Below are 23,829 nucleotides of genomic sequence, written 5' to 3' on the forward strand. Positions count from 1 at the left end.
CTCTTCCCATATTGAAGTCTGCGAGTGCCGATTGACGGGTTCGCAAAACGTCGCTTGGGTAAAACAAGGACAGAAGATGAGCCGTATGACGCCTTTTGGTAGCCCGGTGGTGCTGGGTTTCGATGCTATCGAAAAGACCCTTGAACGCATGATCAAGGGCAATGACGGCTATCCCCCCTACAATATAGAGAGATTGCATGGCGAAGACGGAAAACATGATGTCTTGCGCATAACTATCGCTGTTGCCGGCTTTTCCGAAGAAGAGCTTGATGTCACAACAGTCGAAAATCAACTCATAATCCGTGGGCGCCAGCAAGAACAGGAAAAACGCGACTTTCTCCATCGCGGTATTGCCGCCCGGCAATTCCAGCGCGTTTTTGTTCTGGCTGAGGGCATGAAAGTGGGTGAAGCGCGTCTGCGCAATGGCCTGCTTTCCATTGATCTCGTCCGTCCGGAAATTTCCCATATGGTGAAGAAAATTAACATTTCCGTTTCACAGTAGGACGCAACGCACCGTCTGCTGAATAAGGGCACTGAGTGCGACAGGTCTTGGCGGAACCGTAGGGACGTTCATGAGAACGTAAGGTTCCGAAGGGCGCTGGTGACAGCGTTCGCAAATGTGGAGGCATAAAATGCTTTTGAAGGATGCGCATTCGCGCCTTACGCAGTCACAGCTTGCTCATATTGGGGCAGGTGAGGTTGGTTACATCAGACGCATGCGCGCTGAAGAAATCAGCCGTTGTTTTCCTGAAGCGCCTGATGTCGACCCGCAGCTTGACCTTTGGGCATTGTTCGGTGCCGATGGTACACCGATCCTGCTGACTGACAATCGTTCCAGCACCTTCTTCAAGGCTGCCGAAGACCACCTCAAGACCGTAAGTCTTCACTGATCGATTTGTCACACGGAGCTGCGTGTGCAGCTTAGTGGACCGTAAGGCCCGCCAGGCAAGAAACCGGGCGGGCATTATTTTTTAGATCATGTCCGTTCAGGGGAATGGACGATCTGGCATGTCGTCAATGCTGATGACACCATCCTTGTTGCGATCCAGCCGTTCAAACAGTTTTGCGCTGGCTTCAGTAACCTCGGTCTTGCTGAGCTGACCGTTTTCGTCCTTGTCCGCCATACGGATCAGCATGAAACCGGCACCCTTGCCGCCGTGACCACCTTCACCCCAGCCTTTAGCGCCATGACGACCTTCGCCGTGACGGCGGTCATCGTTCTTGGCGTGCTCTTCATGCTTTTTATCTTTGGGAGCATCGGCATTTGCGCGTTCCGGGCGCGGGTTATTGGCACGGAATTCCTCGAACTTCGCCTTGCGGTATTCGCGCATTTCCTTTGGCGTGATCGAGCCATCCTTGTCCTTGTCGACTTCGATAAACAGGGCTTCCTGTCTCGCGTCGAATTCCGCCTTGGAAATTTTACCATCCTTGTCGGTGTCGGCTACTTTGAGCAAATGAATGAACAGCGCCTCACGCGGCATCGGCGGGTGCCGATCCCTTGGTGCGGCAAAACTGGCCACTGTTGTGCTGCCAAGAACAAGTGCTGCACCAAGAGCGGTGAGGGTGATCTTTTTTGTAGTCATCGCTAGTACCTTTCCTTTGGTGTCCCTGAGGAAAAAGTAATGGCGCATTACGCTCCACACCACTTAAACATCCGTAATGTGGGTGACGATTTTGTAATGTTAAAGCAGGCTTATCTGCCTTTTTTAAACCGGATTTTTCATTCCTGTCAGATGGGTCAGGAACGATGTAAGATCATCGGTGATGTAATCGATGTGGGCATCGGTTTCGCCGGGAATTTCCCACCGCTCCATGACGATGCCTTCCAGATTGCGCGGCACCAGCAACACGGTCTTCATGCCGAGCGCCTTTGGCGCTGACAGATTGCGTGGCAAGTCCTCAAACATTGCGGCCTTATTTGTTTCGAGCTTGGTCAGGGCTGCAAACTTTTCATAGGTCGCGCTGGCAGGTTTTGGTAGGTAGCCTGCGGCAACAATATCGAAAATATCTTCGAACTGATCGAGAATACCCAGTGCCCCTGCGGCGGCTTGGGCGTGTTTTACGCTGCCATTGGTCAGAATGAACTTGCGGCCCGGAAGCGCCTTGATTGCCTCACCCAGCTCCGGATGTGGCAGAAGCGGCGAATAGTCGATGGCATGTGCCTTCTCGAGGAAGTCATTGGGATCAATGCCATAATGGATCATCAACCCCTGCAGGGTGGTGCCGTGCTCGTGATAATACCGTTTTTGCAAAGCCCTGGCCTCGTCGGCCTCCAATTGCAACAGCTCTGACACGTAGGCGGTCATGTTGCGATCAATCTGCTCGAACAGATTGATGTGGTGCGGGTACAGAGTGTTATCGAGGTCAAACACCCAGTCGCGTACGTGGTCGAAATCAGAGTTCTGAGGGAGATTGTGTGGCTTTGCTGTCATAGCTTTCTTATGCACCCTCGCAACGGCAAAGAAAATCGAAAAGGTGACGGCTTGCACCGCTTTCCGGGCTTGGGGCCTGCAAGTGCCGCATGATAATGCACCATACGTCCTTCAGGACGCTCAAAGGATGCTCTAACCTATGGAAGCTTCGCACCGAGCTTTCCGGAAATCCTGCCCGATTTTCGAGCCGATGCTGTCGTCAAACATCATGGAACTCTGGATACCCATCACTATCGCTGCTGCCTTCATGCAGAACCTGCGCTCGGCATTGCAGAAGCATTTGCAGGGCTCGCTCGGAACACGCGGTGCGAGCTTTGTGCGGTTCGGCTACGGCTTTCCGATTGCCATAGCCTATGTGCTATTTCTGTATTTCGCAGCCGTGCAGACATTCCCCAGCTTTCATGCGGCCTTTTTTGCTTGGGCAGTGATCGGTGGACTGGCGCAAATCTTCGCCACGATGCTGCTGGTGCATCTGTTCTCGCTGAGGAATTTCGCGGTCGGTACCGCCTACTCGAAGACCGAGCCGGTGCAGGCAGCCCTGTTCGGTTTTATACTGTTGGGTGAAAAGCTGACGACGGGTACCATCGCGGCAATCTTTGTCGGTGTTATCGGCGTAATGACAATTTCCATGGCGCGCATGCCGCTTTCCTGGCGCAATACATTGACGGCTCTGACCAGCCGGACAGCCCTGATCGGCATCGCGTCTGGCGGTGTTTTTGGTATTTCAGCGGTTGCCTATCGCAGCGCGTCGCTGTCTCTTGAAGGGGCGGGGCCGATCATGTCTGCCGCGGTTACGCTTGCCTGCGTCACCACCTTTCAGACGGCCTTCATGCTGATCTGGATGGCATGGAAAGACAAACGGGAAATCGTGCAGGTCCTTGTCACATGGCGCTCGTCTGCACTGGTGGGAATAGCTGGTGTTGTGGGCTCGGCTTGCTGGTTTACGGCGATGACCTTGCAGCAGGTGGCCTATGTAAGGGCGCTTGGCCAGATCGAACTGATATTCACCTTCATGGCGTCATGGTTCCTGTTTCGCGAACGGATCAATGCCATGGAGCTTGCAGGGTGCCTGCTGATCGTCAGCGGCATCTTGGGTCTATTGTTCTGGTAAAAAAAGCCCGGCCGGAAAGTGCAAAAAACTTTCCGGCCGGGCATGTAAAACGGCGATTAAATCCGATGATCAGGGAACGATCAGCGTGCCGGCACCTTCGGTGAAGATTTCCAGCAGAACCGAGTGGGCGGTCTTGCCATTGAGAATGACAACGCCCTGAACGCCAGCCTTGATCGCATCAATGCAGGTTTCGACCTTGGGGATCATGCCACCGGAAATCGTGCCGTCCTTGATCAGCGCGCGGGCCTGCGACACGGTCAGTTCCTTGATGAGTTCCTTGTTCTTGTCCAGAACGCCTTCAACGTCGGTGAGGAAAAGCAGGCGTGTGGCGTGCAGCGCACCAGCGATAGCACCGGCAAAGGTATCGGCGTTGATGTTGTAGGTCGCGCCATCGCGGCCCGGTGCAACAGGTGCGATAACCGGAATCATCTCAGACTTGGCTAGCAGGTCGAGAAGCGTGCGGTCGACTTCAACAACTTCACCGACGAAGCCGAGATCGAGAACGCGCTCGATGTTGCTGTCCGGGTCGATAACCGTCTTTTTGGCTTTTTCAGCAAACACCATGTTGCCGTCCTTGCCGCACAGACCGATGGCCCATTCGCCGGTCTGGTTGATCAGGGCAACGATTTCCTTGTTAATTGAACCGGCCAGAACCATTTCAACGATTTCGACGGTCTTGGCGTCGGTAACGCGCAGACCATTTTCAAACTTCGATTCAATGCCCATCTTGGCCAGCATCGCGCCGATCTGCGGACCGCCGCCATGCACGACGATAGGGTTGATACCGGACTGCTTGAGAAGTGCGATGTCTTCGGCGAAGGCCTTGCCCAGTGCAGGATCGCCCATGGCATGGCCGCCATATTTCACGACGATGGTTTTATTTTCGTATTTCTGCATGAAGGGCAGGGCTTGCGCCAGAAGCCGTGCTTGCATTTCGCTTTCAGAACTTGCCATGGAAAAACCCTCGTCGTTGGTTGCGGCCTTTTAGCGCAAGTTTTTGACGGAGGGAATAATCTCAATCGCTTAATGTGCCTGACGGACGTTAAAACCATAAATTCCGCGAGGGTGTGATTTTCCGGCGATTGACAGGCGCGGGGAATAGGCAGAGCTTGGTCGGATAGGGCACATTGTGCGGGAGGCGCATGTGTCAAAACAACAAAAGTGATGACAGGGAGTGGACGGCAAATGACCATGCCGGACAGCAACAAGCAAAGCGGTATGAAAGACGAGATACTGGCCGGAGAATATGTGCTGGGTGCATTGCCGCCTGAGGTTCACGAGCAATTGACGCGGCGTATCCGGCAAGACCGGTCATTTGCGCTAATGGTCAGCCGCTGGCAGGCCAATTTGCAGCAGGTCGCGTTTGAAGAACAGGCTACTCACACAGCCTATGCCGGAAAATTACAGACACAGACTGCAGCGATTGCGATGATGCAGGCGCGGCAACACGCGACAAAAAGACTGACTCTGGCATATCTTTGGAATTCTGTGCGCTTCTGGCGCGCCATCGCCTTCGCGGCGATATTTTTTGCGGTACTCCTGTCATTCATGCACTGAATGACAGGAGCTGTATCTCAGACGTAGCCGACAGTCCGCACTATTTCAGCCCGCAATTCATCAAGGCCGGATGACTTTTCCGACGATGTGGCAAGCACTTCCGGGTAAGCGGCAGGGTGCTTGCGGATTTTCTCAAGAGTTTCGCTCATCAGACGCGGTACGCCAGCTTCCTTGATCTTGTCGGTCTTGGTCAGAACGAGCTGATAGGAAATGGCGGCCTTGTCCAGAAGCGTAAACACTTCGTCGTCGTTTTTCTTCACGCCGTGGCGGGAATCTATCAGCACATAAACGCGCTTCAACGTCGCACGGCCACGCAGGTAGTCAAAGACCAGCTTGGTCCATGCATCGACCTGCTCTTTCGGAGCCTGTGCGTATCCGTAACCGGGCATATCGACCAGCGCCATCGGCGGAAGATCGTTTTCCTGGCCCGAATAACCGTCCGGCACGAAGTAGTTGAGTTCCTGCGTACGGCCCGGCGTGTTCGATGTGCGGGCCAGACCCTTATGGCCAACCAGCGCATTGATAAGCGAGGACTTGCCCACGTTGGAGCGCCCGGCAAATGCGATTTCCGGCGGTCCCTCAGGCGGCAGGAACTTCATGGCGGGTACACCGCGAATGAAGATCCATGGCCGTCCGAACAGCGGTTTTTCCTGAGGTAAACCTGTCGTCATTTCGGTTCGGCCGTTTTGCGTTTGAACAAGCCCTTGAGATTGTCAAACAGCTCAATCTTTGCGCCATGACGCTTCATGATAAGTGCCTGCTGGCTGATCGACAGGGTGTTGTTCCATGCCCAGTAAATAACCAGACCAGCCGGGAAGGAAGCGAGCATGAACGTGAAGATCAGCGGCATCCAAGTGAAGATCATGGCCTGTGTTGGATCTGGCGGGGTCGGGTTCATGCGCATCTGCAGGAACATCGTGATACCCATGATGAGCGGCCATACACCAATCATCAAGAAGTGTGGTACGTCATAAGGCAGCAGACCGAACAGGTTGAACAGGGAGGTCGGATCTGGCGCGGAAAGGTCGTGGATCCAGCCAAAGAACGGCGCATGGCGCATTTCGATGGTAACGTAGATAACCTTGTAGAGCGCGAAGAACACCGGGATCTGCAGCAGCATCGGCCAGCAACCGGCCACCGGGTTGATCTTCTCTTCCTTGTAAAGCGCCATCATCGCCTGCTGCAATGCCATGCGGTCATCGCCATGCTTGGCCTTCAGCTCTTCCATTTTCGGCTGCATGCGCTTCATGTTGGCCATGGAAGCGTACTGCTTGCTTGCAAGCGGGAAGAACAGCGCCTTCACGACGATGGTCGTCATCAGGATCGCAACGCCGAAGTTGCCAAAATAACGGAAGAAGAAGTCCATCATTTTGAACATTGGCTTGGTGATGAAGTAGAACCAGCCCCAGTCGATCATCAGATCGAAGCGCGGGATGGACAGCGATGTCTCATAGCGGTCGACCAGCGGAACTTCCTTGGCGCCGGCAAAGACCAGGCTCTTCAGTTCCGTGGACTGGCCAGGGGCGACCGTAACGGCGTCGGTACGATAATCGGCCTGGTAACGTGGCTGACCATCGGTAAAGTGCGAATAACGGCCTTCGAAAGGTACGGTCTGCGGCGGAACAATCGCTGCTGCCCAGTACTTGTCGGTGATACCGATCCAGCCGCCAGTGCCCTTAGGCAGGGTAAGCGCGCCTTCTTCAGCCTTCTTGTAAGTTTCTTCCGTCAGGCTGGCATCAGGACCAGTCACACCGATGAAGCCTTCATGAATAACGAAAACAGACGGGGTGGTCGGCTTGTTGTTACGTGTCACGCGGCCGTAAGTGGAGAAGGAAACAGCTTCCTGTCCCGGGTTCTCGACCTTGTCGGCAACGGTAATCATATAGTGTTCATCAATCGAAATGGTACGGGTGAAAACCACGCCCTTTTCGTTGGTGAAGGAAAGAGTAACAGGTGTCGTTTCGGTCAACTTGTCGCCAGAAGCGACAGTCCAGACAGTCGACGGGCCTGGTACAGAGCCTGCGCCTTCGCCAGCAATGTAACCAAGCTCAGTAAAGTAACCGTCCTTGCTGTCCGATGGAGAAAATAGCGTGATGATCGGGCTCGAGTCATCAACGGTCTCATGGTAGTCCTTGAGACGGATGTCATCGAGGCGTGCGCCTGTCAGATTGATCGAACCGGCAACTGCGCTGGTATCGATTGTGATACGCTGTGACTTGGCCAGGGATTCTTCGCGGGTCGCGGTTGCGGCTGGCTGGCCTGCAGCACCTGGAAGCGTGCCGTCTACCGTTGCACCCGACGTTGTCGACGCGGCGCCATTGGCTGCCTGCGTCTGTTCAACCTGTGCCTTGCGCGCTTCTTCAGCCAGACGTTGCTGTTCTATGCGCGGGTTCATGTAAAAGAATTGCCAGGCAAGGACGATGACAACCGAAAGGGCTATCGCGATGAAGTAATTGCGGTTCTTTTCCATCATTCTTTCCTGGAGCGGGTCTCCTGGGACCGTTTCGGTTTCCCACGGCCTTCGATACGATCGGCAAGCTGGGAGGACAGTTGGGCGAAAGGTGTTTTCAACACGTCACGCCGTGCGACAATCACATAGTCATGTCCGGGTTTCATTGCAAACCCGGCTGACAGCCTGACGGCTTCCTTGAGGCGACGGCGCATTCGATTGCGCTCGACCGCATTGCCTTGCTTTTTGGTGACCGTAAAACCGACACGAGCGTCGCTCTCAGGTTCTTTGCGGTCAAGAACTTCAAGAAGGAAATTTGCCCCCTTGCGTCTCTCTCCCTTTTGCACGGAAAGAAAATCCGGCCGGTTTTTCAACCGCCCGGGGGATTTCTTCGTCTCAGTCATCTGCCCGCGACTTTTCAATCGGGCAATCGGCAATTAAGCCGACAGACGGGCGCGGCCGCGTGTGCGGCGAGCAGCCAGAACCTTACGACCACCAGCGGTAGCCATACGGGCACGGAAACCATGACGGCGCTTGCGAACAAGCTTGGATGGTTGGAATGTACGCTTCGACATTTATTTAATACCGCGGTGTGCGGCCCTTCTTGGCTTTGCCCTTATGGGCAGGAGCGTTTCGATTGATGCCCGGCACGCGCATTAAGCGCATAATAGCCAGACGTGCGGGCTTATAAGGGCTTAAGACCTCTAAAGTCAATTGCTGAACCGCAGCTGGTTTTGTCTGCAAGATAAACAGCCGGAACGACTTTGTCGCGTAGCAGGAACAATTGCATCACTTCAGAATGTATAAATTTTGTTCCAGCAATGGCAAGTAATTAAAATCGGAAATTCTTTCTTAATGGTGCGTAGATAAATGTTGTTGTGACGAAAGGTCATGGCGGCTTCCTTTTTTCACTATTGCGTGAGGGGGCAGCACTTTGGAGGGATTGCAGTGAAAATTCGGGGCAAGATTAATCTTCTCGTGGGGCTTTTAAGCCTTGTCGCGTGTACCATCGGGGGCTTGTCTATCTATGCCGTCAATGAGTACCACAGCCGGGTTGTTGCTTTTGATGCGGCTGCCGATCGTGCGCATAAGGGGGAATCGCTCAATCGTCTGGTAACCGCCGTTGTTATGGAAGCACGCGGTATCTATGCGGCAAAGGACACAGCAACCGCATCGAAGTTTGGCGATGGCCTATTGAAGAACCTCGATTCCATGGAAAGCCTGATTGCCGCGTGGAAGCCAATGGTTCCTGCTGCACAGTCCGCCGCCTTCTCCAATCTTGAAAGCCGTTTTGCCGAATTCAGGAAGTTCCGTACCGAAACAGTCCGTCTTGGTCGCGATGTCAGCCCGCAAGCGGCCAATGAACAGGGTAATAATGACGCCAACCGAGAAAACCGTAAAGCTTATCAGGTTGATATTGACGCAATCGTCAAGGCTGACGTCGACGAGTTGAACGGGCTAAAAGCCGGTATCGAGAATTTCGGTCAGGCGATGTTCTGGATCGTGTCTCTGGTGACGGCTGCTGGCGTTATCGTTGGTTCGGCTTTTGGCCTTTACATTGGCTCCAAGCAACTGAGCGGCCCTATTCTTAAAGTCTCCGGCGTGATGAATGCTGTCGCTGAAGGTGATCTGGAGGCGGATGTCCCTTATCTTGACCGCAAGGATGAGATTGGTGAAATGGCCGCCGCCGTTGAAGTATTCAAGCGCAATGGTCTTCAAGTGCGCCAGATGAATGCGCAGGAAGCTGCCATGCGAGCAAAGAGCGATGATCTTCAGGCCGGTATGGCCGAAGTTGTCGGCGCTGCCGCAGAAGGTGACTTCAGCCGCCGTATCAACAAGGATTACGGCGACGACAACCTCAATCGCTTCGCGCAAAACATCAACACGCTGCTGGTCAGCGTTGATAATGGCGTATCCGAAACCGGCCGCGTTATTGCAAGCCTTGCTGATGGTGATCTGACGCAGAGCATGCGTGGTGAATTCCACGGTGTGTTCGGTGAACTTCAGGGCAACGTCAACAATACCCTCGCTAAGCTGCGCGTCACTATGAGCGACGTTCGTTTGGGCACGCATAGTATTAATGACAGCGGTCTCGAACTCCGCTCGGCTGCCGACGATCTTTCCAAGCGTACCGAACAGCAGGCTGCGGCACTGGAAGAAACCTCTGCCGCTCTGGACGAGATTACCGCCGTCGTACGTAACTCGACCTCGCGAGCTCAGGAAGCCAGCACCATGGTTTCCGAGGCTAAGGAAACAACAGAGAAGTCTGGCAAGGTGGTTCGTGAAGCCGTTTCGGCAATGGGGCGTATCGAACAGGCATCGCGTGAAATCAGCCAGATCATCAACGTCATTGATGAGATCGCTTTCCAGACCAATCTCTTGGCGCTGAATGCCGGTGTTGAAGCCGCCCGTGCTGGCGAAGCCGGCAAGGGCTTTGCGGTGGTTGCGCAGGAAGTGCGTGAACTGGCGCAGCGCTCTGCAAACGCTGCCAAGGATATCAAGGCGCTGATTACCAAGTCCGGTTCTGAGGTGTCGCAGGGCGTAACACTGGTTCAGAAAACCGGTGAAGCGCTGGATGAAATCGAAAGCCGTGTTCTCAGCATCAATGAGCACATTCACTCGATTGCAACAGCTGCCAAGGAACAGTCGACCGGCCTGCAGGAAGTTAACACTGCCATCAACCAGATGGACCAAGTCACACAACGTAATGCGGCCATGGTCGAGGAAACCTCTGCCTCAACCCATAAGTTGACGGAAGAAGCTGGCAATCTGATGCGTTTGGTCAGCCAGTTCAGAGTTGGCGAGGGTAACCCGGTTGCACAGTCCCGTCCGACACTTGCCCGTTCCGGCCAGAATGGCGCGACGGCGGTTGCCTCTCCAGCCCGTCGTATGATGGGTGATGTCGCCCGTGCGTTTAACGGATCGGCCGCTGTTGCCCAGAATACCCGCGAATGGGAAGACTTCTGATATCGTGAGTGATCAGCGGTAATCCTCCGTGAAATAACAAACGCCACCTTTTCAGGTGGCGTTTCTGTGTTATGCGAGGAACGTGTTGGCAGGCATTGGAAAAACACGGATGACCCCTTATTATGTCTGTCAGATAATGCCCAACGGATGCCCAACAACGTGGATGTGGCATCGCAGACAGGAATGAGCCGTTGTTTTCAGAAGGAGCAGACAAGGCAGGTCCAGCATTGGAGAAAGCTCCCAATGACATGCCGGGGCTGACCAAAGGTCTGTCCGGACGTCTGCTGCTCTTGACCGTGATTTTTATCATGGTGGCGGAAGTGCTGATTTTTCCACCATCTGTCGCCAACATGCGCCTGTCCTGGCTCAATGACCGCCTCAACACAGCTGCTGCGGCCGGTGCCGTCATCGATGGTTTACAAGCGGAACTTCCTCGCTCCGTGCAGGATGACACATTGTCGGCAATAGGCGCAAAGCTGATTGCCCTTCGTAAAGACGGAACCTCGCGTCTTCTGGCGGCGACCGAAATGCCACCAAGTGTCGATCAGCAGTTTGATCTCTCCCACGTGTCGCAACTCGGCGCCGTCAGGGATGCCTTCTCCACTCTGCTTTTTGGTGGTGATCGCATGATGCGGGTGTTCGGCGTGGTCGGTGAGACCGACACCATCATTGAACTTGTCATGCCGGACAAACATCTGCGCAAGGCAATGCTGGCCTATGCTGGCAATGTCTTCCTGCTGTCGATCGTCCTTTCGCTGATTACCTCATTTCTGATTTTCGTTTCGATCAACCGCATCATGATCCGGCCAATACGCCGTATCACCCGTGGCATTCAGGACTTTTCAGAGCAGCCGGATAATCCGTCACGAATTTTCACGCCCGATAATGGTCCTGATGAGCTCTCGGTGGCCGGACGGCATCTCGCAGATATGCAGACACAGCTTCACCGGACGTTGAAGCAGCAGAAAAACCTCGCTGACCTCGGTCTTGCCGTATCCAAGATCAATCATGACATGCGCAATATTCTGTCATCGGCGCAACTGATGTCGGACAGACTGGTGGACGTAAACGATCCAATGGTCCGCAGTTTTGCGCCCAAGCTTCTGAGAACCATCGACCGGGCCGTTGGTTACACAAATGAAGTGCTGACCTATGGGCAGGCTACCGAAGCTGCGCCAAGACGTCGTCCATTGAGATTGAGCACAACGCTGCAAGAAGTGCGCGATATTCTGGCCATTGGCCCGCAAAGTGGCATTGAATTTGTGTCGCAGCTGCAGTCGGAACTGGTTGTCGATGCCGATGCAGAGCAACTTTTCCGCATTATTCACAATATCTGTCGCAACGCGGTGGAAGCATTGTTGAATATGGAGTGGGACGAAAGCATGCCGCCGCGCACGCTGATTGTCTCCGGCCAGCGCAACGGCAATTCTGTCAGCATCACCATTGATGATAATGGCCCGGGCATGCCACTCAAGGCACGTGAAAACCTGTTTTCCGCGTTTCGTGGCTCTGCCCGCTCCGGCGGCACGGGCCTTGGCCTCGTCATTGCCCGTGAACTTGTACTTGCCCATGGTGGTACGATTGCGCTGGTGGAAAAGCCGGAGCCGGGAACCCGTTTTCGCATCGAAATATCGGATCGTGCCGTTACAACCGAAACCGGAATGAAAACGGCCTGATCTTTATAAAGACGTCAGAGGTGTTTTACTTCAAAAAGTCAGGGCCGAAACCAAGGATTTTGTCATCGATATCGCCGATGGCCTTTTTATCCTTACCCTCGTAATCGATCGATTTGAGAATGTGCTGGATGACATTGATGCGTGCGCGCCTTTTGTCGTTGGCACGGACAACTGTCCATGGAGCGTCATCCGTATGGGTCTTATCCAGCATCTGGTCGCGCATTGCGGTGTAATCATCCCACTTTGTCAGCGCGGCGATGTCCATATCCGACAGTTTCCAGCATTTCAGCGGGCTGTGACGGCGATCATGGAAACGCTCGATCTGCGTTTCACGACCAATATCCAGCCAGAACTTGAAGAAATGCACATCGTCATGGACGATCATTTTTTCCAGCCGTGGCGTTTCCTTCAGGAAGCGCTTGTGCTCTTCCGCCGTACAAAAACCCATGATCGGTTCAACGCCGGCACGGTTGTACCATGAGCGGTCAAACAGCACGAGTTCGCCCGCTGTAGGAAAATGAGAGATGTAACGCTGGAAATACCATTGACCGCGTTCGGTTTCCGTCGGCTTGGTCAGCGCAACAACCCGTGCGGAGCGAGGATTGAGGTAGGCTTTGGTAGCGAAAATCGTGCCGCCCTTACCGGCAGCGTCACGGCCTTCGAAGACCGCCATAACCTTCTTGCCTGTTGACTGCAGCCAGAACTGCACTTTTACCAGTTCAATCTGCAACGCTTCCAGCGCATTGTCATAATCTTCACGCTTCATTTTCTTGTCGTAGGGATAACCTCCGGCGGAAAGCTTGGAGTCTTCGACCCAGGAGGGCAACGTTGGGTCATCAATATCGAATGTCCGTGTCTTGCCATTGATATCAAGCTCAACTGCCCGGTTCTTGCTGGTATCAGCCATGGTATCTCCCTTTTCCACGCGCACAGGACGTGTAATTATCAACCAATCAGCACATATTGCATGTTGAAATTCAAGCAATTTCAAGAACAGATTTTTGTCGCCGGCTAAGGAAAATCGCCCTTTTTTATTCTCGGGGATAATGAGCTGTTTAATAACCGCTGGCTTGATGAATATCTGTCATGAAGTCACGATATGACGGATCGATGCGCCAAACGTTTCGCGATTCTGCGGACATGATGTGCAATGCATTATAACTGGCGACGTTTGGAAGCGGACATGGCAATGGCGACGGATGACAACAACAATGCTGGCAACAGTGTCATCGCTAAGATGGGACGGAACTGGCTCGTTATCTTGTCTTTGACCTTGCTGGCGCTTCTGGCTGTTCTGGAAAAAGGTTCGCCCTGGCTGGTGGGCGGCGCTTGGATATTGGCGCTGGTCGCATTGTTGCTGCGCGATAAATCAGCCCGTCCAGAAATCCCCCGCATGCTGCCACCTGTTGTCGTCGAAGCCGATGATGCGGTGCCGGAAAGCTTCGCCAGCTTCAAGGCCGGTCTTGCCGTGCTGGACAGCCCAATATTCATTCTGGACAAGTCGGCGGCCATTCTGTTTGAAAACGAGGCTGCTGAAAAAATCTTCGGTCAGCTTACCACCGGCACGCATATTTCCGCCCGCCTGCGTTCGCCCAGTATACTGGACATGATCCGCGAAACCATCATGACTGGAGAGCCGAACCAGATCGAGCATTCCGAAAGACTGCCGTCCCAACAGGTCTTTATTGTCCGTATTGCACCGGCCGACCTACCGAAATCGCAAGACAAACGTTATTACATCCTTTCATTCCGCGACATTTCCGAACTTCGTCGTATCGACCGCATGCGCAGCGACTTCGTTGCCAATGCCAGCCATGAACTGCGTACACCGCTCGCCTCTTTGCGTGGATTTATTGAAACCATGTTGGGACCAGCCAAGAATGATCCTGCGGCGCAGACGCGCTTTCTGGGCATCATGCTCGATCAGGCAACCCGCATGAGCCGTCTGGTCGATGATCTCATGTCATTGTCGCGGCTGGAGCTACGCGCTCATATCGCTCCGGATCAGAAGGTCGATCTTGTGCCGCTTCTCGGACATGTGCGGGATGCTCTGGTGCCATTGGCCAATGAACTTGATGTCTCGATCAATCTGCATGTGCCCGAAGGGGCTGTCGAAGTGCAGGGCGAGCGCGACGAATTGGTGCAGGTATTCCAGAACCTGGTCGAGAACGCCTGTAAATACGGCCAGGAAGGCAAGGTCGTCGATATCTGGCTGAAGACACCGCCCGGAAAGCCGGTAGAAGTCAGCGTTATTGATAAGGGGCCGGGCATCCCCAAGGAACATTTGCCGCGTTTGACGGAGCGGTTTTATCGCGTGAGCGTCACTGACAGTCGCTCCAAAAAGGGCACAGGTCTCGGTCTTGCGATCGTCAAGCATATCCTGACGCGCCATCGGGCACGGTTGATCGTGAAATCCGAATTGGGCGAAGGAACCGAGTTTACCGTCAGATTCTGACATACTCAGTCATCAAGTTTTTCAACTGATATAAAATAACGTTTTATATCAATGGCTTGTTGTGTCACAAATGTTTCATTGAAATGACATAAAAGCATAAGCCAAGCGCGGCTAATAAGGACGCGCCGAACGCAGGAAAGTGCGAGTGCCGCATAGGCTGCGTCCTTACAAACCCATCATGGGAGAGACAAATGAACATCGTTAAATTGACCGCAGCAGCTTTGGTGGCTTCCGTTGCATTTGCAGGCGCCGCCGCTGCTCGCGACCAGGTACAGATCGCAGGTTCTTCGACCGTTCTTCCATACGCGAAGATCGTTTCCGAGACGTTCTCCGAAACCTTCCCTGCCTTCAAGGCGCCAGTTGTTGAATCCGGCGGCACCGGTGGCGGTCTCAAGGCATTCTGCTCCGGCGTTGGTGAAGGCACCATCGACGTTGCCAATGCGTCGCGCGCAATCAAGGGCGAAGAGCTCGAAGCTTGCAAGGCTGCTGGCGTCACTGAAGTTCAGGAAGTCAAGATCGGTTATGACGGCATCGTTTTCGCGATGGACTCGTCCAACCCAGACGTCAAGTTTGAGCCGAAGGACATTTACCTCGCTCTCGCAGCTGAAATCGTTCAGGACGGCAAGCTCGTTGCCAACCCTTACAAGAAGTGGTCCGAAATCAACAAGGAACTGCCTGATGTAGCAATCGCTGCTTACATCCCTGGTTCCAAGCACGGCACACGCGAAGTCTTCGAAGAGAAGATTATGGCTGAAGGCTGCAAGGAAGCTGGTGCAACTGATGCCATCAAGGGTCTGGTTGCTGATGCCAAGCAGGCTGCTGCTAAGTGCGTAGCTGTTCGTAAGGACGGCGCTTCGGTTGATATTGACGGCGACTACACAGAGACCCTGGCTCGTATCGACGCCAACAAGACCGGTCTGGGCGTATTCGGCCTGGCTTTCTACGAAAACAATGCTGACCGTCTGAAGGTTGCTACCATCAGCGGCGTTGTTCCTTCCACGGAAACCATTGCTTCTGGCAAGTACCCAGTATCCCGTCCGCTGTTCTTCTACGTGAAGAAGGCTCACCTGGGCGTTATCCCAGGCCTGAAGGAATACGTTGAGTTCTTCACGTCTGAAGAAATGATCGGCCCAGACTCTCCGCTGGCCGCTTACGGTCTGGTTGCTGCGCCTGACGCAGAGCGCGACGAAATCCGCGCTAACTTCGAATCCGGTAAGACTCTCTAATATCTTGACGGCGCGGGGTTTTCCCCGCGCCGTTTATTCCCTTGGGTGTCTGGCTTGTTCCGGTTTCACCCTTGGCGTATTGGGATTGTGAAAACGGTCAGGCTGCCCACAGAGGCGTGTTATTTGCCACCGTTACGTTGTTTTGCTGCACCCTGCCGCCCCGGCATGCCGAGGAAATTTTATGAACACATCGATCCTTTTGCTCATACTGGCATTGATCGGCATTGCCAGCTACCTGCTTGGTAGCCGCCGTGCTGCGGCGCTTGCCGGCGGCCGTTCCGCCGTCATGCATTCCCGCTCGGGTTATCACGGTTCTTATGTTCTTTTGTGGGCCGTCATTCCAGCCGCCATCATTCTGGGTATCTGGCTGATTGTCAGCCCAATGGTCATCACCTCCACCGTGCGTGGCGGTTTCCCGGAAGACGTTCGCGCCCAGTCGCAAGCCCAGCAGGGACTGGCTTACGGCATGGTCGGCGCAATTGCGCGCGGCATGAACGCCCTTTCGGCTGAAGAACTCGCCGCGGTTGAGGCTGGCACGACAGATATCCGTCCGCTTCTGTCTACCCGTGGTATTGCCTTGGCCGGCGACCCTCAGCCCTACATGATCGTTTCTGCCAAGGAACTGAACGACCTGACCTCGATGAGCCGCATTGCGATGATCGTTGTGGTGCTTGGTCTGGCCCTTGGCGGTGCAGCCGTGTCTTTCCGTTCGATTGCGCCGCGCTTCCGCGCCCGTAACAGAGTGGAAAAATTCATTCTGACCGGTCTGATACTTGCCTCCTCGATCGCGATCCTGACCACGGTCGGCATTATCCTGTCGATGCTGACGGAAGCGATCCAGTTCTTCAATATGGTGCCGGCACATGAGTTCTTCTTCGGAACCGTGTGGGACCCACGTTTTGCGGCTGCTGGTGCAACGGACAGTTCCGGTCAGTTTGGTCTCATCCCACTGTTGATGGGTACGCTGTACATCGGTCTGGTTGCCATGCTCGTGGCCGTACCGGTTGGCCTGTTCTCGGCTATCTACATGGCGGAATACGCTTCGCCGCGTGTTCGCTCGATGGCCAAGCCACTTCTCGAAGTGCTCGCCGGTATCCCAACCATCGTTTACGGCTTTTTCGCCCTGACGACTGTTGGTCCGTTCCTGCGTGACATCTCCACCCAGATCAACGGTCTGGCAACGGGTAACTACACCACCTTCATCCAGGCACAGAGTGTTCTGACCGCTGGTTTCGTTATGGGCATCATGCTCATTCCTTATGTGTCGTCGCTGTCGGACGATATCATCACCGCCGTGCCGCGGGCACTGCGTGACGGTTCGCTCGGCCTTGGTGCAACCCGTTCGGAAACCATCAAGCGCGTTGTTCTGCCAGCTGCCTTGCCGGGTATTGTTGGTGCTATCCTCATGACGGCATCGCGCGCTATCGGTGAAACCATGATCGTTGTTCTGGCCGCCGGTGTTGCCGCGCGCATCCAGTTCAACCCATTTGAACCGATGACGACCGTGACCGTGAAAATCGTCAGCCAGTTGACGGGCGACCTTGAATTTACCTCGCCCCAGACGCTGGTTGCTTTTGCCCTCGGCATTACGCTTTTCACCATCACGCTTTGCCTCAATATCTACGCGCTTTACATCGTGCGCAAATACCGGGAGCAGTATGAATGACCGACGCAGTTTCCTCGCCGGCCTCCACTCCGTCTGCCAAGGCGTCCACAAACCGTCGCGATATCGGTATCAAGCGTCGTTACGCTGCTGAACGCCGGTTCCGTGCCTATGGTGTCGCTGCGATCTCGTTTGGCTTGATTTTTCTCGCGCTGTTGCTGTGGTCGGTTATTGGCAAGGGCTATACCGCCTTCCAGCAGACGATGATCACGGTGCCTGTCGAGTTCTCCGAACAGGTTATCGACCCGAAAAATGAGCGCGCTCAGGATCCTGCAAAGTTGATGACCGCCAACTACCCTATCCTGGCACGCGACGCCGTTGCCAAGGTTCTGGGTATTGCACCTGACAACCGTGCAGACCTGCGCGCTGTCAATGCCATGATCTCCGATAGCGTGCGCACTCAGCTTCGCGATATCGTGACCAAGGATCCGTCGGTTATCGGTACGACCCGCAACGTGTCGTTGCTGGCGGCGGGTGACATCGACTCTGCTTACAAGGGTCAGATCGACCTGTCGGTGGCCGAAGCCAGCCGCAAGGTAAAAGACAACCAAGTTGGCTGGATGAACCAGCTTGCTGAGGCTGGCCAGTTGGCCAAGCACTTCAACACCGGCATCTTCTTCAATGGCGCATCCAGCCGTCCGGAAGCCTCTGGCGTGGGCGTTGCGCTGATCGGCTCCTTCTACATGATGCTGATCGTTCTGGTGCTGTCGCTGCCAATCGGTGTTGCCGCTTCCATCTATCTGGAAGAGTTTGCTCCGAAGAACCGCTTCACGGACCTCATCGAAGTTAACATCAACAATCTCGCGGCCGTTCCGTCCATTGTGTACGGTCTGCTTGGTCTGTCGGTGTTCATCAACTTCATGGGCTTCCCACGTTCGGCATCGATTGTTGGTGGTCTGGTTCTGACCCTGATGACCCTGCCAACCATCATCATTGCTACCCGTGCGGCACTCAAAGCAGTCCCGCCATCTATCCGCGCTGCGGCCCTTGGCCTCGGTGCATCGAAAATGCAGACGATCTTCCATCACGTATTGCCACTGGCCATGCCGGGTATTCTGACCGGCACGATCATTGGTCTTGCACATGCTCTGGGTGAAACCGCACCGCTGCTTCTCATCGGCATGGTGGCCTTCGTTGCCAACTACCCGACCACACCAATGGACCCTGCTACTGCCTTGCCAGTCCAGATCTACATGTGGGCAAATGAAGCAGAACGCGCTTTCGTAGAGCGTACATCGGGAGCAATCATCATATTGCTTCTGTTCCTGATTGTTATGAATGTAGGCGCAATCCTTCTGCGTCGACGTTTCGAACGGCGCTGGTAAAAGGAGCTTGAAGCAGATGAACATGATGTCGGAAGCAGCAGTTGAAAAGGCGCTGGACAAGAAAATGAATGATGTTTCGCTTAAGATGATCGGCAAGGACGTTTCGGTTTATTACGGAGAGAAGCGCGCGCTTTTCGACGTGAACCTCAACGTTCGCGAAAACACCGTAACGGCGCTGATCGGCCCATCGGGTTGTGGTAAGTCCACATTCCTGCGCACATTGAACCGCATGAATGACACCATTGATGGTTGCCGCGTTACCGGCAAGATCACCCTCGATACGGATGATATCTACGATCCGGCCATCGACGTGGTGGAACTGCGTGCCCGCGTCGGCATGGTGTTCCAGAAGCCAAACCCGTTCCCGAAGACGATCTATGAGAACATCTCTTACGGCCCACGTATTCACGGCCTGGCAAAGTCGCGTGCGGACATGGACCAGATTGTTGAATCCAGCCTTCACAAAGCCGGTCTCTGGAACGAAGTAAAGGATCGCCTGCATGAATCTGGTACCGGTCTTTCCGGTGGTCAGCAGCAGCGCCTCTGCATCGCCCGTGCGGTTGCCGTTAGCCCGGAAGTCATCCTGATGGATGAGCCTTGCTCGGCTCTGGATCCGATTGCAACGGCACGTGTGGAAGAACTGATCCACGAACTGCGCACCAACTACACGATCGTCATCGTGACGCACTCGATGCAGCAGGCAGCTCGCGTTTCGCAGCGCACGGCGATGTTCCACCTCGGCCATCTTGTCGAAGAAAACGACACTGACAAGATGTTCACCAATCCAGACGACCAGCGCACGCAGGATTACATCATGGGACGCTTCGGCTAATCCTGGAGTAATCGCCCGCTGTTAACGTGAAAGAATTGTGCCGGAGCGACTTGGAGCCATTTAGCTTCGTCTCGCGTCCTTGCAGAAGCCGGAGACTTTGAAATGACATCGACACATTCGCATATCTTGTCTGCTTATGACGATGAGCTGAAATTCCTGACACGCCGCATCTCTGAGATGGGTGGTCTTGCAGAACAAATGTGCGCGGATGCAGTTCGCGCATTGGTCAACTCCGATGCGGCTTTGGCCCAGAAGGTCATTTCAGAAGACGTCGTACTTGACCACGCGGAACGCGAAATTGGTGACAAGGCAATTGTGACCATTGCCAAGCGTCAGCCAATGGCGGCCGACCTGCGCGAAATCATCGGTTCCCTGCGTATTGCAAGCGACCTGGAGCGCGTTGGCGACCTTGGCAAGAACACTGCCAAGCGCGTAATCGCTGTTCAGGGCACGGGCGTACCACGCAAGCTGGCACGCGGCTTGGAGCACCTGTCCGAGCTGGCACTGGTTCAGCTCAAGGAAGTGCTTGATGTTTACGCAACGCGTTCTGCCGAGAAGGCCAATGCCATCCGTGAGCGTGATGAAGAAATCGACGCTATGTATACCTCGCTGTTCCGCGAACTGCTGACATACATGATGGAAGATCCGCGCAACATCACCACCTGCACGCATTTGCTGTTCTGCGCCAAGAACATCGAACGTATCGGTGACCACGCAACCAATATCGCCGAAACCATCTATTACATGGCAACAGGCAGCCAGCTTGAAGGTGATCGTCCGAAGGACGACAGCTCCAACACGCTCGGTGCTGTAACCGAATAATAGATAGACGGACTTGAGCGGAGTACAGCCATGTTGCCGAAGATCGCAGTCGTAGAAGATGAAGAAGCCCTGAGCGTTCTGCTGCGTTACAATCTAGAAGCCGAAGGCTACGAAGTCGACACGATCACCCGTGGAGACGAAGCAGAAATTCGTTTGCAGGAACGGGTTCCTGACCTTCTGTTGCTGGACTGGATGCTGCCGGGTGTTTCCGGCATCGAACTGTGCCGGCGCCTCAGAATGCGGCCTGAAACAGAACGCCTGCCGATTATCATGCTGACGGCGCGTGGTGAAGAAAGTGAACGCGTTCGCGGTCTCGCCACCGGAGCGGATGACTATGTCGTCAAGCCGTTCTCCACGCCAGAATTGATGGCACGTGTGAAAGCCATGCTGCGCCGTGCGAAGCCCGAGGTGCTGTCTTCGGTGCTGAAATGCGGTGATATCGAGCTTGATCGTGAAACGCACCGCGTTCACCGTAAAAGCCGTGAAGTGCGCCTTGGGCCAACCGAGTTCCGCCTGCTGGAGTTCCTGATGTCCTCACCGGGACGCGTGTTCTCACGTTCGCAGCTGCTCGACGGTGTCTGGGGGCATGATATCTACGTCGACGAGCGTACTGTCGACGTGCATGTCGGACGTCTGCGCAAGGCGCTAAACTTCTCCAATATGCAGGATGTCATTCGCACAGTTCGTGGTGCGGGTTATTCGATGGAAGCCTGATCCGGCTTTTCATCATATAAAAACATCAAAGGCGCGGCTCATAGTCGCGCTTTTTGTTTTTGGGAGAGCTTTCACTACCCATGAGCTTGCAACTCATCGCTGCTACCGTCCTTCGATATGAGGACTTGGCATCCCCGCTTTGGGGCAAAATTGGCCTGAAAACTTGCGGTTTCAGACACGCCCAATCCGACGAGTAAAACTGCGTGCTCGAACTGGTCGAAATCTATCATTTTCGGACAGGCTGTGAGGAGTAATTAAGGCCCTAAACGCAAAAAAGCTCCGGAGACCGGAGCTTTTTTGCAGGCTGATTTAGATAACTAAATCAAGAAATTGGTGCCCAGAAGAGGACTCGAACCTCCACACCCTTGCGAGTACCAGCACCTGAAGCTGGCGCGTCTACCAATTCCGCCATCTGGGCGACGGAGAGCGATGTACGGCGAGCAGCGCTCTATGTCAACGGACTTTTTTATTTTTTATGACAAATTGTTTTCAGTCATACGGATTGGCGATTCAACTAATTGAAAATAAATAGTATTTTTACGTGAAAATTTCCGCGCATGGTTTTGCACAGCCTCTAAGCCCTTGTTTTATGCGGATTCTGCGTTTTGCCTGATTTGCCAAGATGCTGGTTTTGCGTGGCACCAATTCCCTCACATATCAGAGCCTTAAATAAGGCTGGCCTGTATCGATACAGGAATCTCTGGTTGTAACAGAATAAATCATATCTTTAGGCAAAAAGGGGGCTTCCGCCTCTGCCTCTCGTGATGCTAAGACAGCTTTTCGGTTACAGCGCCCGTTATTTTGGCAATGGGGGCAGCGAGGCTGGAACAGCAAAACGGAAACTGCCTTGTGAAGCTCTTCCCGTGTTGTGGCTCCGGCATCGGAACAGACTGAAATTACGATAATGACTCAACCATTCCCGTCTGTTGGCACAAACGGGAACATAAAAGTGGGAGCTATACATGAATTCCAAAATTGGCCTCATTGCGGCAGCCTTGCTGTCTGCAACATGCTTCGCCAATGTAGCAAGCGCGAAAACCTTCGTTTACTGCTCCGAAGGTTCTCCAGAAGGTTTTGACCCGGGCCTCTACACCGCCGGCACCACCTTTGACGCCGCTGCACACACTGTTTACAGCCGCCTGCTCGAATTCGAGCCCGGCACAACCAAGCCAGTTGCTGGTCTTGCTGAAAGCTGGGAAGTTTCGGAAGACGGCACGGTTTACACCTTCAAGCTGCGTCCGGGCGTAAAGTTCCAGACAACTGATTTCTTCACGCCAAGCCGTGAACTGAACGCCGATGACGTTGTTTTCTCCATCGAGCGCCAGATCAAGACTGACAACCCATGGCACCAGTATGTTGCTGGTACATCCTGGGAATATGCTGCCGGCATGGGCTTCCCAGAGTTGATCAAGTCCGTTGAAAAAGTCGACGACATGACGGTCAAGATCACCCTGAACCGTCCTGAAGCACCTTTCCTGGCAAACCTTGCGATGCCATTCGCTTCGATCGTTTCGAAGGAATACACCGACAAGCTCGCTGCTGACGGCACCAAGGAACAGCTGAACCAGAAGCCAGTTGGCACCGGTCCGTTCGCATTCGTCGGTTACCAGCAGGATGCCGTTATCCGTTACAAGGCTAACAAGGAATACTGGGGCGGCGCGCCTAAGGTTGACGATCTCGTATTCGCGATCACCACCGACGCTGCTGTTCGTTACCAGAAGCTCAAGGCTGGCGAATGCCACCTGATGCCGTTCCCGAACGCTGCTGACGTACAGTCCATGAAGGCTGATCCAAACCTGCAGGTTATGGAACAGGAAGGCCTGAACGTTGCTTACCTCGCCTACAACACAACGCAGGCTCCGTTTGACAAGGTCGAAGTCCGCAAGGCGCTCAACAAGGCTATCAACAAGCCAGCTATCGTTGATGCAGTGTTCCAGGGCATGGCAACGCCTGCCAAGAACCCGATCCCACCGACAATGTGGTCTTACAACGACAAGATCGAAGATGATTCTTACGATCTCGACGCTGCCAAGAAGATGCTTGAAGAAGCAGGCGTGAAGGACCTCTCCATGAAGGTCTGGGCAATGCCGGTTTCGCGTCCTTACATGCTCAACGCACGTCGCGCTGCTGAAGTTATCCAGGACGACTTCGCAAAGATCGGCGTAAAGGTTGAGATCGTGTCCTACGAATGGGCCGAATACCTCGACCGTTCAAAGGCTAAGGACCGTGACGGCGCTGTATTCCTAGGCTGGACTGGCGACAATGGCGATCCAGACAACTTCCTCGACACACTTCTCGGCTGCGAAGCTGTTGGCGGTAACAACCGTGCGCAGTGGTGCAACAAGGAGTTCAACGATCTGGTGAAGAAGGCCAAGGTTACGACCGATCAGGCTGAGCGCACCAAGCTCTATGAAGAAGCTCAGGTTATCTTCAAGAAGGAAGCTCCTTGGGCAACCATCGACCACTCCCTGTCCATCGTTCCGATGCGTAAGGAAGTCAGCGGCTTCGTTCAGAGCCCGCTGGGTGACTTCACATTCGAAAATGTGGACATCGCTGAGTAAGCTGTCATCGTTAAGCGTGCCGCGTGCCTTTTAATAAAG

At 54.2% G+C, this 23,829-nt stretch carries 22 protein-coding genes and 1 tRNA gene; 14 read left to right on the forward strand and 9 right to left on the reverse strand.

What is annotated here, in order from left to right; translation table 11 throughout:
• The first annotated feature begins 76 nt into the window (after positions 1-76).
• Together HGO37_RS10755 and HGO37_RS10760 are read left to right on the forward strand one after the other, a co-directional pair.
• On the forward strand, positions 77-502 hold the full coding sequence (locus tag HGO37_RS10755; RefSeq protein ID WP_250983330.1) for an Hsp20 family protein: 426 nt from the start codon (positions 77-79) through the stop codon (positions 500-502).
• Between the two features lie 130 nt (positions 503-632).
• On the forward strand, positions 633-890 hold the full coding sequence (locus HGO37_RS10760; protein WP_192486677.1) for a BQ00720 family protein: 258 nt from the start codon (positions 633-635) through the stop codon (positions 888-890).
• A gap of 96 nt (positions 891-986) precedes the next feature.
• Here HGO37_RS10760 and HGO37_RS10765 read toward each other — a convergent pair whose 3' ends face one another.
• The gene (locus tag HGO37_RS10765) at positions 987-1,583 is read right to left on the reverse strand and encodes an EF-hand domain-containing protein (RefSeq protein WP_250983331.1); all 597 of its coding nucleotides are present in this window, start codon (positions 1,581-1,583) and stop codon (positions 987-989) included.
• Positions 1,584-1,706: 123 nt separating this feature from the next.
• The gene (locus tag HGO37_RS10770) at positions 1,707-2,432 is read right to left on the reverse strand and encodes a pyrimidine 5'-nucleotidase (RefSeq protein ID WP_192486679.1); all 726 of its coding nucleotides are present in this window, start codon (positions 2,430-2,432) and stop codon (positions 1,707-1,709) included.
• Positions 2,433-2,640: 208 nt separating this feature from the next.
• Between HGO37_RS10770 and HGO37_RS10775 the strand changes: the two genes are divergently transcribed.
• Positions 2,641-3,543, forward strand: a complete 903-nt coding sequence (locus tag HGO37_RS10775; protein ID WP_250983687.1) for an EamA family transporter — start codon at positions 2,641-2,643, stop codon at positions 3,541-3,543.
• A gap of 69 nt (positions 3,544-3,612) precedes the next feature.
• Here the strand turns inward: HGO37_RS10775 and argB are convergent, their stop codons facing one another.
• Complete coding sequence (argB, locus tag HGO37_RS10780) at positions 3,613-4,497, reverse strand: acetylglutamate kinase (protein ID WP_192486680.1); 885 nt, start codon at positions 4,495-4,497, stop codon at positions 3,613-3,615.
• 231 nt (positions 4,498-4,728) lie between these two features.
• Between argB and HGO37_RS10785 the strand changes: the two genes are divergently transcribed.
• A complete protein-coding gene (locus HGO37_RS10785) occupies positions 4,729-5,100 on the forward strand; it encodes a hypothetical protein (protein WP_250983332.1) in 372 nt (123 codons plus the stop codon).
• 17 nt (positions 5,101-5,117) lie between these two features.
• Here HGO37_RS10785 and yihA read toward each other — a convergent pair whose 3' ends face one another.
• From yihA to rpmH, 4 genes are read right to left on the reverse strand one after another with little or no spacing between them, the layout of a single operon-like run.
• Positions 5,118-5,771: a ribosome biogenesis GTP-binding protein YihA/YsxC gene (yihA, locus tag HGO37_RS10790; protein WP_192486682.1), complete on the reverse strand. Its 654-nt coding sequence runs from the start codon at positions 5,769-5,771 to the stop codon at positions 5,118-5,120.
• On the reverse strand, positions 5,768-7,570 hold the full coding sequence (gene yidC, locus HGO37_RS10795) for a membrane protein insertase YidC (protein WP_250983333.1): 1,803 nt from the start codon (positions 7,568-7,570) through the stop codon (positions 5,768-5,770). Before yidC ends, yihA begins: the two co-directional genes overlap by 4 nt.
• A complete protein-coding gene (rnpA, locus tag HGO37_RS10800; RefSeq protein WP_250983334.1) occupies positions 7,570-7,953 on the reverse strand; it encodes a ribonuclease P protein component in 384 nt (127 codons plus the stop codon). Before rnpA ends, yidC begins: the two co-directional genes overlap by 1 nt.
• 33 nt (positions 7,954-7,986) lie before the next feature.
• On the reverse strand, positions 7,987-8,124 hold the full coding sequence (gene rpmH, locus HGO37_RS10805; RefSeq protein ID WP_111839965.1) for a 50S ribosomal protein L34: 138 nt from the start codon (positions 8,122-8,124) through the stop codon (positions 7,987-7,989).
• A gap of 373 nt (positions 8,125-8,497) precedes the next feature.
• Between rpmH and HGO37_RS10810 the strand changes: the two genes are divergently transcribed.
• Both HGO37_RS10810 and HGO37_RS10815 read left to right on the forward strand, forming a co-directional pair.
• Positions 8,498-10,516 (forward strand): methyl-accepting chemotaxis protein, encoded by a 2,019-nt coding sequence (locus HGO37_RS10810; protein ID WP_250983335.1) that lies wholly within the window; start codon positions 8,498-8,500, stop codon positions 10,514-10,516.
• A 248-nt stretch (positions 10,517-10,764) separates the two neighbouring features.
• Positions 10,765-12,192, forward strand: a complete 1,428-nt coding sequence (locus HGO37_RS10815; protein ID WP_192487802.1) for a sensor histidine kinase — start codon at positions 10,765-10,767, stop codon at positions 12,190-12,192.
• Between the two features lie 25 nt (positions 12,193-12,217).
• On the opposite strand, the gene ppk2 is transcribed toward HGO37_RS10815, so the two are convergent.
• Positions 12,218-13,099, reverse strand: coding sequence for a polyphosphate kinase 2 (gene ppk2, locus HGO37_RS10820; RefSeq protein WP_250983336.1), 882 nt, complete (start codon positions 13,097-13,099; stop codon positions 12,218-12,220).
• A gap of 276 nt (positions 13,100-13,375) precedes the next feature.
• Between ppk2 and phoR the strand changes: the two genes are divergently transcribed.
• The 7 genes from phoR (at position 13,376) to phoB (ending at position 21,229) form a co-directional block, all read left to right on the forward strand.
• Positions 13,376-14,647, forward strand: coding sequence for a phosphate regulon sensor histidine kinase PhoR (gene phoR / locus HGO37_RS10825; RefSeq protein ID WP_405049439.1), 1,272 nt, complete (start codon positions 13,376-13,378; stop codon positions 14,645-14,647).
• Positions 14,648-14,838: 191 nt separating this feature from the next.
• Positions 14,839-15,873, forward strand: a complete 1,035-nt coding sequence (locus HGO37_RS10830) for a substrate-binding domain-containing protein (RefSeq protein ID WP_250983337.1) — start codon at positions 14,839-14,841, stop codon at positions 15,871-15,873.
• A gap of 181 nt (positions 15,874-16,054) precedes the next feature.
• Positions 16,055-17,539 (forward strand): phosphate ABC transporter permease subunit PstC, encoded by a 1,485-nt coding sequence (pstC, locus tag HGO37_RS10835; RefSeq protein ID WP_250983338.1) that lies wholly within the window; start codon positions 16,055-16,057, stop codon positions 17,537-17,539.
• Positions 17,536-18,861 carry a phosphate ABC transporter permease PstA gene (gene pstA, locus HGO37_RS10840; RefSeq protein ID WP_250983339.1) on the forward strand — a complete coding sequence of 442 codons (1,326 nt, stop codon included), beginning with the start codon at positions 17,536-17,538 and terminating at the stop codon, positions 18,859-18,861. Before pstC ends, pstA begins: the two co-directional genes overlap by 4 nt.
• 16 nt (positions 18,862-18,877) lie before the next feature.
• Positions 18,878-19,693 carry a phosphate ABC transporter ATP-binding protein PstB gene (gene pstB / locus HGO37_RS10845; RefSeq protein ID WP_192486690.1) on the forward strand — a complete coding sequence of 272 codons (816 nt, stop codon included), beginning with the start codon at positions 18,878-18,880 and terminating at the stop codon, positions 19,691-19,693.
• 102 nt (positions 19,694-19,795) lie between these two features.
• Positions 19,796-20,515 carry a phosphate signaling complex protein PhoU gene (gene phoU, locus HGO37_RS10850; RefSeq protein WP_192486691.1) on the forward strand — a complete coding sequence of 240 codons (720 nt, stop codon included), beginning with the start codon at positions 19,796-19,798 and terminating at the stop codon, positions 20,513-20,515.
• A gap of 30 nt (positions 20,516-20,545) precedes the next feature.
• Positions 20,546-21,229 carry a phosphate regulon transcriptional regulator PhoB gene (gene phoB / locus HGO37_RS10855; RefSeq protein WP_192486692.1) on the forward strand — a complete coding sequence of 228 codons (684 nt, stop codon included), beginning with the start codon at positions 20,546-20,548 and terminating at the stop codon, positions 21,227-21,229.
• 331 nt (positions 21,230-21,560) lie between these two features.
• Here the strand turns inward: phoB and HGO37_RS10860 are convergent.
• Positions 21,561-21,647 (reverse strand) — tRNA-Leu (locus tag HGO37_RS10860).
• A gap of 544 nt (positions 21,648-22,191) precedes the next feature.
• On the opposite strand from HGO37_RS10860, the gene HGO37_RS10865 reads away from it, so the two are divergent.
• Positions 22,192-23,790 carry an ABC transporter substrate-binding protein gene (locus tag HGO37_RS10865; protein WP_192486693.1) on the forward strand — a complete coding sequence of 533 codons (1,599 nt, stop codon included), beginning with the start codon at positions 22,192-22,194 and terminating at the stop codon, positions 23,788-23,790.
• Positions 23,791-23,829: the final 39 nt, after the last annotated feature.

The sequence above is a fragment of the Rhizobium sp. CG4 genome (assembly GCF_023701965.1).
Classification (GTDB): Bacteria; Pseudomonadota; Alphaproteobacteria; order Rhizobiales; family Rhizobiaceae; genus Agrobacterium.